Source organism: Neisseria sp. Dent CA1/247, assembly GCF_022870825.1.
Lineage (GTDB): Bacteria > Pseudomonadota > Gammaproteobacteria > Burkholderiales > Neisseriaceae > Neisseria > Neisseria zoodegmatis.
Genome location: NZ_CP091522.1, coordinates 1,782,579 through 1,797,916, shown reverse-complemented (window position 1 = coordinate 1,797,916; position 15,338 = coordinate 1,782,579). Strand labels below are relative to the sequence as shown.

Below are 15,338 nucleotides of genomic sequence, written 5' to 3'. Positions count from 1 at the left end.
GTATCAATCCAATTTCAGATTATTGACCTGCACTGACATCGCTGCTTGGTTGAGCAGCCGGAGCGTTGGTTTGCACTTCTACTGCGCTGCCCAGTTTAGGGCCGCTGCCGGTCGTGAATAGGGTGATTTCAACCCGTCGGTTTTTGGCTCTGTTTTCCACAGTATCGTTCGGTACAACCGGATTGGTCGAACCGCGTCCTTCCGAACGGATACGCGTTCCGCCGTTTTTAACGTAAGTTAAGAGAATTTCTTTTACCGCATCAGCCCGACCTTGTGAGAGATGCCAGTTGGACGGGAAATTCAAGCTTTGAATAGGCTTGTCATCGGTATAGCCTGTAACGACAATTTGCCCTTCGACACTATCCAAAGCCTGACCGACCGTAGCCAAGACGGGGTAGTATTGGTCTTGAATCTGTGCGGAGCCTGATTCAAACAAACCGTCGCCCAAAATGGTTACCGTGCTTCTGTCTTGGGAGTCTTCAACAGATACCAGCTTTCTGGCGATTTCGTTTTCCAATAAAGGCCGCAGGCGGATGGTGTTTTTGGTTTCCTGCTGTTTAGGTGCGACAGCGGGAAGTTTGAGGCTGTTTACTTTTGTGCTGGCAGTATCAAAGTCATCGCCCAACGACCATTGCATCGCGAAATAGCCTATTCCCAAAGCAACTGCGCCTAATACGCCTACTACCCATAAAGGAATGGTCAGCCGCTGTTTTCGCTGGATGGTGTTGGTAACAATCGGATCGTGCTTGAAGAGATTAACGGTTTGATCCGGCCGTTTGCTGTGAATCAAGGCGAGCAAGTCTCTTTTGATTTTGTCGATTTCCAGCTCGCCGCTGTTTAAAACTTGATATTTACCCTTGTAGCCGAATTGCAGGCACAAGTACATAAACTCTAATAAATCGATGTTTTTATCAGGGTCTTGCTTTAAGTTTTGAATAATTTCAAAAAAGCGCTCACCACCCCATGTCTCATCGTAAAAGGACACCAGCAGGCTGTTTTTCGACCACGTTTCATCTGCCCAGCCTGCACGGACGGCCAATTCGTCTACGAATGTACACAAGCAGTATTTCGCAGCTTGAATGGCATCATATTTCGCTCCGTTTTTCTCAGCATTCTCTTCAAAGTTATTGATTAAAAGAGAAAACTTATTAATCAAGCTGTCGGTAGAGAGTTGACTGGTGGTTTGCTGCATGGCATTCACCAAGATAAAAACGGGTTTGGCAGCTTCAATCAAAGGGTTGTAGATATTTACTGCGCTATGTGTTGCATTATTCTGGTTATTCATAATGAAATTCCAAATTAAACCAAATTAACTCAAAGACTTAATTGCCCAAAATTCAACATCTAAATTCGGAAAATTACCGGCTAAATGAAAGGCCATGCCTGAAGAAGTGTCAAACATGTCCCACATCTCGTGTTTTTTATCCAACTCGAAATAAACATAGCCGCTGTGGTAGGGCAATTCTCTCGGTGCAACGGATAAGGCATGTACTCTGATTCCGGGCAGGTGGTAGGCGACTAATTCTTTTACTTTTTCCACCGTACCTATCTTCACCACGCTTGGAATTTTTTGGCGCAATGCTTCGTTCGGCATATCGGCTTTGATGGCGAGAACGAATGAGGCTTTATCCAGCAGGCTTTGATCAGGCGTTTGGGCAACGTGCGTTGCCTCGTCACGCATGTCGAGAGGAATTCTGATCGCTCTTTGTTCAAGCACGATAGAAAGTGATTTACGCAGATTGAAAAATAATTTTCCGAAGCATGAGGCCAAGTCGTTGTGCTGATACACAGGAATTTCGCCTACTTTGCGGGCAGGTAAGAAAGTCATCAAATCGGCACACAACTTCGAAAGATTAACGAATAATTGTTCCGGATGAGTTTGGCGGGCGCCTTCATTTTCATGGTGTAAATAGGCTAAATATCTGTTGATGGTTTGGAGCATCATGAAATCCATCACTTCAACAGAACCTCCGGTATTGGGATCGTTTACAGCATTGGCCAAACTATTGCTTTTCTGCATTAGCAGACCGTATATCTCTGAAATATAAGCCTTTAAATGCTGTTGCTTTTGGCTGCCGAGACAGGGTGGGATATAGGATTCGTCTAAGACCACCTCGAAATCTGCCGAACTGGAATGGATAAGCGCTATGGGGAGGGCAGTTTGTCCGCTGGTAACATCGCTTTCTAAAACCAGCATGGGGTTAAGTTCTGCCAACGTAACTTGGCGGCCGTCTAATTCGGTATTGGTGGTATCTGCAAGTGTTTTATCAAATGCTTTATAGCGGTGAGGGGCAGTTGAGTCTTGATCCGGAAAGCAAATCTCATTGTTCACGGAAGAGGGTAAGTTAACGGCCAAGCAGATTTTGGTGTCTTTAATATTGGCAGGAACGGTTAAGCTCAGATTTTCGAGTTGTTTCTGAGAAAGTAAAAAGACCGAGCCGTCGGGAAACACGCCTTCTGCTTCACGAATACCGATTACCCCGCGCTTGAGGCCGTCTGAATCCAAAACGAGTGAAGAAAATCCCCAAAAATAGCCTTCACGGGAAACGGCTAATTGACGTAAACCGGATTCAATGTAACGTTCAAATTGCTGGAAATGTTGGGGAGCAATGAAGATTCCCTCAGACCAGACCACTTTTGCTTCTATCGCCATGTTTTCAACCTAAATCTTCTATATAAAGTTATTATTTTTCTTCACGGAAAACGCCTTTGCTAAGGTCGCTGTCGTGTTTGTGAACTTTGCCGCTTTCTTTAATGCGTTTGTTGTCGGGGTGACGTTCTTTATATTCTTGCAGCATGTTTCTCATTTCCGCCTTCGACAATTGACTCAATTTGTTTTTGCCGAGATTTAAATAGAAATAATGCTTGCCGAATTGATACCAGCGTTTTTTCTGTTTCAACAATGTCAGTTGCCATTCGCTGTTATCCAAATCACGATAACTGGCTACTACACCTAAGTATTTCAGGTGGGAATCCATTTTAATCGGCAATATCGTAACCGTATCCGGGTGCAGCATGAATTGGTTTTGCTGGATTAATTTATCGCCTAAAGTTTCTTTGGCGTTGTTGGTAAGCTCGAAATAGTTTGCTTTCTTAAACTCGCCATCGGAAGACAATTGATATAAATCCAAGCGGATGGGTGAAGGGCGGCCGACCAAATCGGGGTTTACATCAGGCGAAACAAGGATTTGGACATCAATCTTTTCTCCGCTTTCATCGGATTCTTTCGGCGGTTTATGATTGGAAGCACATGCGCTCAATACTAAAGGTATTGCCAAGAATAATGTATATTTCATTAATTTTTTATGCATTTCGACTGCCTAATCTTGGTTGGTAATTTATTACATTGTTTAGCATGTAATAAATCTCATCATTTATATATTATGTCGTTTGATAACTTGTGTTTACATTATACAAATTGTAAACATTAAGCGTTAGAAAGGCGAAACAAATTTTAGTTTTTCCTTTTTACTTAAGATTATCTTTTTTCTTGAATTTATATTTGTATGTAAAGTCATGGTCTTTCACGCCGATGCTCACTGCAGAGACCTGTTTGCCTTGTGTTGCGCAAGTAAGCAGTTCGCGGCTGATTTGCGGCAGAACGGTATTGGTGAGAATCGCATCGATCATACGGCCGCCCGATTCGACTTCGGTGCAGCGCGAGGTAATCAGCTTCAGCACTTCGGGTGAATAGGTCAGGTCGATATTGTGGTTGTCTTTGATTCGTTTCACGATACGGCCCAATTGCAATTCAACAATTTTCGCGAGCATGTCGTCGGATAGCGGATAGTAGGGGATAACCTGCATGCGGCCCAGCAGGGCGGCGGGGAAAACTTTCAGCATGGGTGTGCGCAAGGCTTTGGCCAAGCCTTCCGGAGTCGGCAGCATGTCGGGGTCATCGCACATGTCCATAATCAAATCCGTACCGACGTTGGTGGTGAGGATGATGATGGTGTTTTTGAAGTCGATGTAGCGGCCTTCGCCGTCTTCCATCCAACCTTTATCGAATACTTGGAAAAAGATTTCATGCACGTCGGGGTGCGCTTTTTCCACTTCGTCGAGCAGGATAACGCTATACGGTTTGCGGCGTACGGCTTCGGTCAGCACGCCGCCTTCGCCGTAACCGACATATCCCGGCGGTGTGCCTTTCAGGGTGGATACGGTGTGCGCTTCCTGATATTCGCTCATGTTGATGGTAATCACGTTTTGCTCGCCGCCGTACAAGGTGTCGGCCAGAGCCAGCGCGGTTTCGGTTTTACCCACACCGGAAGGGCCTGCCAGCATGAAAACGCCGATGGGTTTGTTGGGATTGTCGAGATTGGCACGCGAGGTTTGAATGCGGCGGGAAATCGCATCCAAGCCGTGGCGTTGGCCGATGATGCGTTTGTTTAAAGTATCGGCCAGTTGCAATACGGCCTCGACTTCGTCTTTCATCATTTTGCCGACGGGAATGCCCGTCCAGTCGGCTACCACGTCGGCAATCGTGCGGCTGTCGACCAACGGCATCACCAGCGGTTGGATACCTTGCAGTTCTTTCAGTTTGTCGACCAGCTCTTTTTGGCGTGCGTACAACTGCTTGCTTTCATCATCGGCGGTTTCTTGCCCTGCCTGCATGATTTGTTCGCGTACGGCCAACAGCTCGGCAACCAAGCCGGTTTCTGTTTGCCATCTTTCTTCCAATTCTTTCAGACGGCCTTCAACTTCGGCCAATTCTTTGCCGATATTCGCCATCCGCTCTTCGGAATCGAAATTGAGCTTTTTCTCGCGTTCCAGATGGGCTTGTTCGAGCTTTAATGCTTCGGATTTTTTCTGCAGATACTCGATGCTGCCGGGTACGGCGTGCTGGCTGACGGCAACGCGCGCGCAGGCGGTATCGATCAGGCCGACGGCTTTATCGGGCAGTTGGCGTGCGGGAATATAACGATGGGAGAGTTTTACGGCCGCCTGAATCGCTTCGTTGAGAATAATCACCTTATGGTGTTTTTCCAGCGAGGCGTTTAACGCTCTGAGCATGTTGACGGCTTTTTCTTCGTCGGGTTCGTCTACCTGCACGACTTGGAAACGGCGGGTGAGGGCGGGGTCTTTTTCAAAGTATTTTTTGTATTCCGCCCATGTTGTTGCGCCGATGGTGCGCAGTTTGCCGCGGGCCAAAGCGGGTTTGAGCAGGTTGGCGGCATCGCCCGTGCCGGCTGCGCCGCCCGCGCCGATTAAGGTGTGGATTTCGTCAATAAACAGCACAATCGGCGTGGGGCTGGATTCGACTTCGTCCATCACCGCCCTGAGCCGCGATTCAAATTCGCCGCTGATGCTGGCACCGGCTTTGAGCAGGCCGATGTCCAGCAGGATTAACTGTACGTCTTGCAATCCGGGCGGCACGTCGCCTGCAGCCAAGCGCAAGGCCAACGCTTCGACCACGGCGGTTTTGCCGACACCGGCTTCGCCCGTGAGAATCGGGTTGTTTTGGCGGCGGCGCATCAGGATGTCGATGATTTGTCTGATTTCGGCATCGCGGCCGGTGAGCGGGTCTATTTCGCCGTTTTTAGCTTTTTCGGTAAGGTTGCTGCCGTATTTGGCCAACGCACTTTCTTTGTGGGTGGCGGTAGGCTCCGAAGATAAGGCGTTTTTAGCGGCATCGAGATTTTCTTCCGAACCGGCGGTAATGGCGATGATGTCGTCTGCCAGCGTTTCGGGTTTGATTTTGAGGAATTCCGATGAAATGTTGGCCAAGATGCCCTGCAAAGTTTTATTTTGCAGCATGGTGTAGAAAATATGCGCCGTGCGGATTTTGTCGGTGCCGAATTTCAGCGAGCTGTATGTCCAAGTTTGTTCGACAAGGGTTTGGATATGCTCGGAAAAATCGATAACGGCAGTGGCGCCGGCGGGCAGTTTTTCCACGGCGGCCAATACGTCTTTGCGTACTTTCGCTTCGTCTAAATTGAAACGGTTTATCAGGCAGAAAATGTCGGTTTTTTCGGTTTGCAGCAGGGAATGGAGCCAGTGCACCAGCTCGACATAGCTGTTTTCCCGAAGGCGGCAGAATGTGTAGGCATTTTCCAGAGTTTTGTATAAGGTAGTATTCAACTTACCGAATAATACGCTGCGGCTGATGTCTGACATAAGATTTCCTTAAATAATCCAACATGTCCAAAACGGTTTGTAAGAGGCTTTTATCAGGATGAGGCCGTCTGAAAAAGCCGTTTAACGGTTGCTGACGATTAAGTCTTCAGCGTCGCGGGAAACATTGCCCAGCCAAGTCGATAAGCCGAGCTGGGTTTGCCCGCCCAAATCCATCGGGGGAACTTCTTTTTGCATCAAAACGGGCTGTATGTCCCATTCGTATTCGTCTGCGGCAAACAGGCGCACCCATTCCCGCAGGCGGGCGGTGTTGGTGCCGTCTTTGAAAAACGACCGGTAGGCCGGCAGAGTCAGCGGGCCGACGATGATGCGGAATTTGCTTTGAACATCGTAAAGTTTGTCGCCCAGCAGCAAACCTTCTCCCAGCGTATAGCCGCCTGTTGCGCCGATTTGCGTTTTTTCCTCGGCAACTTCAACCCAGTATCCGACATTGGTTTGAATGGTAACGGGCGCTTTGAAATAGCGGTTGAGCAACTGTTGCAGGTTGGCGGCGGAACGGCTTTGCTTCATCAGCAAACCGGCAAAATAACGCTTGGCAAATTCGTGAATCAAGCCTTCATTGTGTATGGGCGGAGTATTCAGGCCGTTGAAGCTGGCGATGTATCTGCCGAAGCGGTCGTCGGCGTTTTTGTCTAAAGAAGTAATGCTCTGCGCGTTGGCCCATGCCCGATAAAACAAGACCGCCAAACGGTGTTGCAGCATATTGGCAAAGCCCGTCCATGTACGGTCGCCGTGCTGGTGTTGGCGCTCGTAGGCATATTCGGTCAAATGCAAGGGCAGGGGGCCGGAAGGGCCGAACAAACCGAAGCCGTTGATGGAAATTTCCGCATAATGGGGCGACAGCGTTACCGATTGGATGTTGCGCGGGGAAAAAATAAGCGAAGGCTCTTGGCGGATTCTGATTTTTTCCATTTTCGGGCTGACGGCCTTGCCCAACATTTTGCCGCCAGTAACAAATTTAACCGACTCAAGCTGGCGCAAGAGTGAAAAGTAGTCATATTTATACGGCTGGGAGGCGACTTTGTTTAAAAAGCCGGTGAGTTTTTCATCCCAAGCATCGTCCAGCGGGTCGCCGAAATCCGTTTGCACGTTAACCGGACTCATATGATTACCCTTTCTCCAACCGCGGTTGGCCACGTGGCCACATGCCCTTGTTGGAGCGTGTCGATCTGCAGTTGTATGAATGAGTTGATCGACACCAAGCGCCGGAAGTAATGGTTTAAAACCGAGCCAAACAGGAAGGGATGGATGCCGCCCAATTGTGCGTCGTCGAGCGTAACGGTGATTTTGATGCCGCGCACCGGAGCGGCGGTACCGTGATGGCGAACCACTTTATTCACGACGGCGGTGTCCACCCGCGTGATCGACTCGATCTGTTTCTTCAGCAAATCGTTTTCGGAAGAAACAAACACCATCAATAATTCTTTCAAGGTAACGGGGGCATCTTCTTGGTCGGTGTTCAGCAGCGACAGATAGTTCAGGCTCAATTGGTTTAAAAACGGCCAAAGTGTTCTGTCTTCGCTAACCGCCGCTAGAGGCCGCGTCAGTTTGGAAATCAGTTTGATCGAGCTGACCGGCAAAAAACCTTCGATCAGAAAATCCGACTCACCGTCGCGCGGCATCATCAGCGGCAAATCCCTGCTGGTACACCAAGCATCGACGGAAAGGTGCTGGATGCCTGAATTGAAGGCGTAGTCTTTATTGTCGGCCAGCGACAAAAACACTTCGCTACCCAGATAGGAAGAGCGGAAACCGTTTTTAACGGCGTTTTCAGACGGCATCCTGTCTGCCCGCCGTGCTGAAAAATAAGCGTGTTGGGTTTGCGCTTCGGGAAACAAACCCATATCCGGCGCTTTGTACATCGGCGAAAAAACCACGGTTTGGCGGTTGTTGGTGTCGAAACCTTTCACTTGCTCGATAGAGTGGACTTCGTAATTCAGCGGCTGGGTGCGGTCGATAACGACATGGTGTTCCCGATCTTGAATGTTCACGGGAAAGCGCGCGCTCTTTTTCCTGAATAGATTCACCACCGGCACGGCGTTTACGGAAAAATCTTCCACGCCGACCAGATCCGTCAGCTCGGGTATTTTGTGGCTGAACAAAAATGACAGGCTGAAATAGCGTTTGCGGTAAGTGATGATTTTCTTATTGATGCCCTTGTCGCTCACGATTTCTTCCAACTGTTCGGGCACTTTGGGCAGATGACCTTCTTTTTCGGCCTGCCGGACAGCTTGCTTGATATCTTTTTGGGCAATAAACAGGAATTTTTCCGGCAACCGCGCATATTCCTGAAGAATCCGGAACGCGCTGACCGATTTGTCCAGATTGAAAGACAAGGCTTCGTCTTCGCGGAATCCGCTATGTTCCGGTTTGGACGGCAGTGCGTAGTGCCATTGTTTGGGGTTTTCATAACTGTGGCAGACTACGCCCACGCATTCGGAAGCCAGCAGGAACAGCAAAGAAGACGACTTGGAAAGCTCCGTGCCTAAAAACACAGGCAATTTGTCCGGCAGCATTTCCGAACACGCCCCGGGCACGCTGAGCGAAAAATCCAAGCGTAGGGCGGATTGCACTTTTTTGCCGGAATAGGGTTTGAGCATGGGAAGCGTACCCGGCAAATAACCGAGCGAATCGGTATATTTGGCTTTTTCTATACGCAGCGGCAGGATTTCGGTGGTTTTGGTTACCGAAAACGGGCAGCTTACCTTGAATTCGTCAATCGGCAGCGACCTCAATATTCTGCCGCGCTCCAGCAGATTGATAACATCGGCGTTGTATTGGCCTGCGGGTTCTAAATTGACAATGGCCGCCGCCGGTTTTTGGTTGATGAAGTCGGGGTAAACGACTTCTAAAATTCTTTGCACGAAACGGGGATATTCCGCATCCAGTTTAAGCTGGGTGCGGGCGGTGAGAAAGCTAACGCCTTCCAGCAGCCGTTCGACGTAAGGATCGGGAATGTCGGAAGTATCTAAGGCCAGTCGGGAAGCCACTTTGGGATATTTGAGCGCAAACTCCCTGCCCATTTCTTTCAGGAAGGCCAGCTCTTTATTGTAATAAGACAGTAATTTGTTATTCACGGCCCGTTCCCCCTTCTAATAAATTAAACAGCCCGGTTTCGATATCCATGCTGGTTCGCAGCAGGAATTCTTTTGGATAAGGGTTGAGTTTCAGATGGCCTTTGATTTCAATAATCAGTTTGTTGTGCAAGGCATCGTCGTCATCGTCTTCGGTGTTCACAATCACTTGCAGCGATTTGCTGTCGAGCCGTGGTTCGAAATCGAGAATGGCCTGCTTGATGTTTTGCTCCACGTCCTGCCATTCTATGTCGGAAAAATTAACGCCGGAAAGGGGCGGAATGCCGTAGTTGAGCGTGGAAGAACGCACGTTTTCGGGCAGGTGTTGCTCCATGGTTTCCGCTTGCAGGTTGCAGGTGTTCAGCAGGTAAAGAATATCGCGCAGCACGGCTTGCCGATATTGGTCAAGATTGATGGCCTGATCGGGTCGTGCTTCTTTTTTTTTGCGCGGCTCTTCGTCGGTGAGTCTGTCGAACAAAGAAGGCAGCAGTTGATTTCTGAATTGCGACATGATTAATTGCCGTGGCTGACAGATGGGTGGGTTTAACGGTGTTGCTCGAATTTAATGCTGCGGATATCCAACAGGCCGAAATCGTGGTTGTCGGTGTACAGCATCTTCTGGCCGATGCCGGTGAAAAGCTGGTCTGCCACTTCAACCCAGTCGGTTTGCGCGCATTGCAGCAGCAGATCCGACCATTCCGATTCTGCATCGGGTAAAACGGCATAGCGGGCGGGGCTGGTGCATTGGATGCATTCGCCGTGGCTGAATGTGATTTCAGACGGCCTCCAAATCACGTCGAGCAAGGAAGCGGGTGCTTTGAAAGAAATGCTTTCGATAGAGCCCCAAGTTTGCCAGTAGTAGTGGCCGCGGTAGAAGTATTCGTAAACAAAAGCGGTACGTACATCGCCGTCGATAATCCAGTTGCCGCCGGTGTCTGCAACCGATTTGTCTGCCAGAAGATAGGTAATGTTTATCGGTGTTTCGTCGATGTGGTCGGATAAAATGGCATAGCCGTCGGCAAGAGCCGTGCTTTTTTGTTCTGCTACATGAGCGACCAAAGAGAGTTGTTTTTGCAGAATATCGAGCTTGCCGGCTTGCTGTTCCAGCGTTTTCGGCTTTTGCTGTGCCGTTAAAACGGCTTGGCGGCGCATTTCTGCTTCGATGTTTTCAATGAGATAGAGCATCAGGGGCTTTTGGGTGTTGGGGAAGAGTTTTTGGTATTGCCCGATCTGTTTCAGCGCCTGATCCCATTTTGCGCACAGGCAAAGATATTGAATCAATGCCAAACGGTGTTCCTGATTGTCGGGATTTGAACGCACCAGCTCAATCATGTCCGATAATTTAGTTTTCAAATCCATCTCAGCAACTCCTTGTTTGTTTTTGTAGAAAGTGTAGTAAGAGCGAAAGCCCGAATTGACTTTTCAGGAAGGGTAGAGGCCGTCTGAAAAGTATATATATGTAAAGCCTGACTTAAAACGCCTTTTAAGCCAGGCTTCTCCAACTAAACGTGCATAAGGATTATGCAGATTTGTTTTCTTTGATGTTGAAGGCCATCTGAACTTCGGCGCCTTTGGAACCTTTATCGGTTTGTTCCCAATATTGGTTTTTCACTTTGGCAGCTTGGAATGAGTAACGCATTTTCAGCGCGTCATTGCCTTGTACGCCGATGAATTTCACACCGGTTACCAAAACGTCTTCCAATGTGGTGCGCGAATATTCGATCTGTTCGCCGCCGGCTTTGCACACGGAGATTTCTACTTTGCTCAAGTGTTGGCCGGTAGCACAGTTTTTCAGAATGGTCGGAGCGGCTTTATCAATGGCGGCAACTACGGTCAAGTCGTTAAAATTCACTTTGCCGGCACCACCGCCACCACCGCTGGTCATCGAACCGGGTTGCTCGGCACCCCAGTCGAAACTTTCGATATTGGTCCAGTCTTTGTGGTTGGCATCTTTTGATTCGCCGTTTACACCTTCAACTTTCATGAACATATCAATAGCCATGTTTTACTCTCCTTGTTAAGAAATTTAAGCGATCAGACAACAGGGCATGAGTATGCCCGACTAAATAAACCAAACCCGACTATTCCTGTTTAGCCGAAGGCAGTTTGGAAACTAAGCGCAATGAAACGGTAAGCCCCTCAAGTTGGTAGTGCGGGCGCAGGAAGAATTTGGAAGTGTAGTATCCGGGGTTGTCTTCCACTTCTTCCACCACTACTTCCGCCGCCGCCAACGGTTTGCGGGCTTTTGTTTCTTGGGTAGAGTTAATCGGGTCGCCGTCTACATAATTCATAATCCATTCGTTCAGCCAGCGCTCCATATCTTCGCGTTCGCGGAAGGAACCGACTTTGTCGCGCACGATACATTTCAGATAGTGGGCGAAGCGGCAGCATGCAAACAGATAAGGCAGGCGGGCGGACAAACGCGCATTGGCCGTAGCATCGGGATCATAATATTCGGCAGGCTTGTGCAGGGATTGCGCGCCGATAAACGCTGCCAAATCGGTATTTTTGCGGTGGATCAGCGGCATGAAGCCCAATGCTGCCAGCTCGGCTTCGCGGCGGTCGCTGATGGCGATTTCGGTCGGGCATTTCATGTCCACGCCGCCGTCGTCGGTCGGGAAGGTGTGGCAGGGCAGGTTTTCAACGATACCGCCGGATTCCACGCCGCGGATAGAAGTACACCAACCGTAGTATTTGAACGAGCGGTTGATGTTCACCGCCATCGCATAGGCCGCGTTGGCCCAAGTGTATTTGTTGTGATCCGCGCCTTCGGTTTCTTCTTCGAAATCGAATTCGTCCACAGGATTGGTGCTGGCACCATAAGGCAGGCGCGACAAGAAACGCGGCAAGGCCAAGCCGATGTAGCGTGAATCTTCGGAATCACGCAGGCTGCGCCACGGTGCGTATTCGGCGTTTTGGAAGATTTTGCTTAAGTCGCGCGGATTGGCCAATTCCTGCCAAGATTCCATCTGCATCAGTTTGGGCGATGCGCCGGCGATAAACGGGCAGTGTGCGGCCGCGGCAATTTTTTCGAGGCTGTTGAGCATTTCCACATCGGGTGCGGAATGGTCGAAATAATAGTCGCCAACCAAGCAGCCGAAAGGCTCGCCGCCGAACTGACCGTATTCTTCTTCGTAAATGCGTTTGAACAGCGGGCTTTGATCCCAAGCCGTACCTTTGAAGCGCTTCAGGTTGCGGGCAACTTCTTTTTTGGAAATCGGCAATACTTTGATTTTCAGCAGGGTGTCGGTTTCGGTGTTGTTAACCAAATGATGCAAACCACGCCATTCGCCTTCCAGTTTTTGGAAATCTTCGTGGTGCATGATCAGGTTGATTTGTTCGGAAAGTTTTCTGTCGAGTTCGGCAATGATTGCTTCGATGGTTTGATAAGTGTCGTCTGAAATCGTAACGACATTTTGCAAGGCTTGTTGGGCCAATGTTGCCACGGCGTTGGTTACGGCACTTTTGGCTTCTTCGGTTTTGGGTTTGAATTCTTTTTGCAGCAGTTGTTCAAATTCGCTCGCTGCAAACGCGGTTTGCGCGCCGCCGCCCCCTTGGATATCTAATTGCTTTTCAGCCATGATTCACTCTCGCTTTATTGGTTTTCATCCGAAATTACTGCTCGTCTTTGGGTGTTGCTTTCGGTGCGGCTGCAAGGCTTTTCAGCAGCTCGCTGTCGCCCAAGACTTTTCCGATTAATTCCTCCGCACCGCTCTTGCCGTCCATGTATGAGAGCAGGTTGGAAAGCTCCGTGCGCGCTTGCAAAAGCTCGTTTAGAGGTTCTACTTTTTTGGCTACTGCGGCGGGTGAGAAATCGTCCATGCTTTCAAATTCGAGCTCTACGTTCAGATTGCCTTCGCCGGTGAGCGTGTTTTTCACGTTGAACGCCACGCGCGGTTTGAGGGCTTTCATACGCTCGTCGAAATTATCTACGTCAATTTCCAGAAACTTGCGTTCGGCCAATTCGGGCAGTGGTTCGACGGGCTTGCCGACCAGATCGGCCATGACACCCATCACAAACGGAAGTTCGATTTTTTTCTCGGAGCCGTACAGTTCTACATCGTACTCAATCTGTACCCGCGGAGCCCGGTTGCGGGCAATAAACTTTTGACCAGATGATTTGTTTCGTGACATGTTCAGTAACCTTTAAATGATTAAAGCTGTTTTCTCTCAACAAACTTTAGCTTATTAAAAATAGACTATTTCACTCGCCGGAAGTTCCAGTTTCTTCTTCCGGTTTGCCGATTAAAACTTCCAAATTGGCAATGCTTTCTGGACTGATATCTTTCATGATGTCGTAGAAGTCCATATTCATGAGGCGCTGTACCCTGCGGATAAACAGCGGGGCAGGGTGGCTGGGCTCAAGGGTTTCAAAATAGACGCAGATTTTCTCCAAAGCCAAATCGACATCGGCGCGGTTTTTGATATTCAGACGGCGCCACGCATCGGCATCTTGGAAAGCCGTTTGCTCTTGCGTGCCGTTTGCGGCGGAGGTTTCGGCTGTGCGGTCTGTTTGTTCCGCCTGTTGCGGCTGCGGTGTGCTGCCGTCGTTGTAATTGACAGCTTTATGAATCAGGGTGAGCGGCTTTTGAATGACCTCGAAATTGAGGGAATGCTCGTCTTGCAGCTTGGTTGAGAAAGTGTTTTGGATTTCTTTCAGATGGCCTAATGCTTGGATCAAAGCCACCAATTCCGGCTTGCCGGTGTCGGCACTTACCCTGATGTCGAGCATCAGCCGGTCTTTTCCGCCCGGATAGCTTTGCGGGTCATTGCCTTGTAACACGGAAACCGCTTCTTTTACGGTAACCGGTTGCTGGGTTAGCCCGTTTACCAACAGTTTGGCCGGAAAAATTTCTTTAACGATGCCGTCGAGCGTTGTGAAAGCGCTGAGTGCATTGATGCGGTAAAACGGGTCGTACTCGCCGTCTTCATCTTCGAGCTTGGGGTAGATGGAATCCCAATACGAATCCACATTGGTTTTGATGGCTTCGCAACCGGCGCAGAATCCGACAAGCCCGTGTTTGGCGGTAAGGGCTTGCGTGTAATAAGCCAAGACGCGCAGGTCTTTCGATTCGGCCAGCAATTGGTTGCATAATTTCTCTACCGTTGCCCAATCCGGTTCTTCCGCCGGAATAATGGTGTCGCCGTATTGTTGCTCGGGCTTGCCTTCTGCCGCGCTCTGCAGTTCCAGAAAGCGGCTGTCGTATTCGATATTCACCCCTTCAGGAGCATCGGTGGAAATAGGTTCGTCCCATCGGGAAAATGTTTTCATCAGTTTACGATCCAAATAATTTATTAAACAGAGAGCACGAGGGTTCGCCTTCGTGTTCTATATGGCGGCCGCTTTCGCTTTCCTGCCAAAAACTGCCGGTATCGCCTGAATTAGATAAATAGTTTCGGAAAGGTTCGGATAAAAGAACGGAGCCATGGCTTGTGCCGGCGTTAAAGCAATTTTCGATAACGCATTTGCCGTTGTTTAAGGTGTTGCGGAAGAAATCCGTTTTTTCAGCAATAAAGCTGATGGAATCTGATAAGTCGGAATGAGAGTCGGGTTTGCAGAATAATACAAAAGGATATTGCCTGCCGGTTTGGTCGGCGCTGAGGGCGGTTATGCCCGTATAAGCAATATTATTAGGCAATTTAATGCAAAACAGCCAAGTTTTCGGTGTGGTGAATGTTTTTCGGGTAAACGGAATTAATCTGTCTTGGCTGGTGCAACGACCAAACCAGCCGTCCCAAAAATATTTATCGTCGGCTTGAAGATTATCGGAAACAATAAAATCGCGAGATTGGCTTAGTTTGCCAAAAAAATAGATTTCTCTTTGTAGCATTAATCGTAATCCCAACAATGGATGAAATGACGATTATTCCCCTACGGATATTCTTGTTTTGAATTTTTCGGGTACTTTACCATAATTTTGATTGGTGCATTAACACTATTTATTTTCAGACGGCCTAACCATTTACCTAAGTTATTCTTATTGAAAGGAACAAATATTAAGTTCTATTGTCTGACTTAAGATTGCTTTTGGCCTCTTGAAATGTAAAGCGGCATTTTCAAATGAGCAGAAGCGATTTAAAATTTATTTCAGAAATCTGCGGTCGCTCTATTTTTAATTTTAAAAACAA

13 protein-coding genes are annotated in these 15,338 nt (G+C 48.8%); all 13 read right to left on the bottom strand.

The annotated features are described in order from the left end of the window. Positions 1-19: 19 nt before the first annotated feature. Complete coding sequence (gene tssL, locus LVJ85_RS08845; RefSeq protein ID WP_244738970.1) at positions 20-1,285, bottom strand: type VI secretion system protein TssL, long form; 1,266 nt, start codon at positions 1,283-1,285, stop codon at positions 20-22. A 24-nt stretch (positions 1,286-1,309) separates the two neighbouring features. After that, positions 1,310-2,653 (bottom strand): type VI secretion system baseplate subunit TssK, encoded by a 1,344-nt coding sequence (gene tssK, locus LVJ85_RS08840; protein ID WP_244738967.1) that lies wholly within the window; start codon positions 2,651-2,653, stop codon positions 1,310-1,312. Between the two features lie 31 nt (positions 2,654-2,684). Continuing rightward, a complete protein-coding gene (tssJ, locus tag LVJ85_RS08835; protein ID WP_085363581.1) occupies positions 2,685-3,311 on the bottom strand; it encodes a type VI secretion system lipoprotein TssJ in 627 nt (208 codons plus the stop codon). 157 nt (positions 3,312-3,468) lie between these two features. Continuing rightward, positions 3,469-6,117: a type VI secretion system ATPase TssH gene (tssH, locus tag LVJ85_RS08830; RefSeq protein ID WP_244738957.1), complete on the bottom strand. Its 2,649-nt coding sequence runs from the start codon at positions 6,115-6,117 to the stop codon at positions 3,469-3,471. 81 nt (positions 6,118-6,198) lie between these two features. After that, positions 6,199-7,239: a type VI secretion system baseplate subunit TssG gene (tssG, locus tag LVJ85_RS08825; protein WP_244738955.1), complete on the bottom strand. Its 1,041-nt coding sequence runs from the start codon at positions 7,237-7,239 to the stop codon at positions 6,199-6,201. Beyond that, positions 7,236-9,212 carry a type VI secretion system baseplate subunit TssF gene (locus tag LVJ85_RS08820; protein WP_244738953.1) on the bottom strand — a complete coding sequence of 659 codons (1,977 nt, stop codon included), beginning with the start codon at positions 9,210-9,212 and terminating at the stop codon, positions 7,236-7,238. Before LVJ85_RS08820 ends, tssG begins: the two co-directional genes overlap by 4 nt. After that, the gene (tssE, locus tag LVJ85_RS08815; RefSeq protein WP_107928955.1) at positions 9,205-9,720 is read right to left on the bottom strand and encodes a type VI secretion system baseplate subunit TssE; all 516 of its coding nucleotides are present in this window, start codon (positions 9,718-9,720) and stop codon (positions 9,205-9,207) included. Before tssE ends, LVJ85_RS08820 begins: the two co-directional genes overlap by 8 nt. A 32-nt stretch (positions 9,721-9,752) precedes the next feature. Next, positions 9,753-10,568, bottom strand: coding sequence for a type VI secretion system accessory protein TagJ (locus tag LVJ85_RS08810; protein ID WP_244738951.1), 816 nt, complete (start codon positions 10,566-10,568; stop codon positions 9,753-9,755). 160 nt (positions 10,569-10,728) lie between these two features. Further along, positions 10,729-11,211 (bottom strand): type VI secretion system tube protein Hcp, encoded by a 483-nt coding sequence (locus tag LVJ85_RS08805; protein WP_009115598.1) that lies wholly within the window; start codon positions 11,209-11,211, stop codon positions 10,729-10,731. Positions 11,212-11,290: 79 nt separating this feature from the next. Next, on the bottom strand, positions 11,291-12,790 hold the full coding sequence (gene tssC, locus LVJ85_RS08800; RefSeq protein ID WP_009115599.1) for a type VI secretion system contractile sheath large subunit: 1,500 nt from the start codon (positions 12,788-12,790) through the stop codon (positions 11,291-11,293). A 34-nt stretch (positions 12,791-12,824) separates the two neighbouring features. Then, positions 12,825-13,343, bottom strand: coding sequence for a type VI secretion system contractile sheath small subunit (gene tssB / locus LVJ85_RS08795; protein WP_009115600.1), 519 nt, complete (start codon positions 13,341-13,343; stop codon positions 12,825-12,827). Positions 13,344-13,413: 70 nt separating this feature from the next. Then, positions 13,414-14,481, bottom strand: a complete 1,068-nt coding sequence (gene tssA / locus LVJ85_RS08790; protein WP_244738949.1) for a type VI secretion system protein TssA — start codon at positions 14,479-14,481, stop codon at positions 13,414-13,416. 4 nt (positions 14,482-14,485) lie between these two features. Further along, positions 14,486-15,040, bottom strand: a complete 555-nt coding sequence (tagF, locus tag LVJ85_RS08785; protein WP_244738946.1) for a type VI secretion system-associated protein TagF — start codon at positions 15,038-15,040, stop codon at positions 14,486-14,488. Positions 15,041-15,338 lie beyond the last annotated feature (298 nt).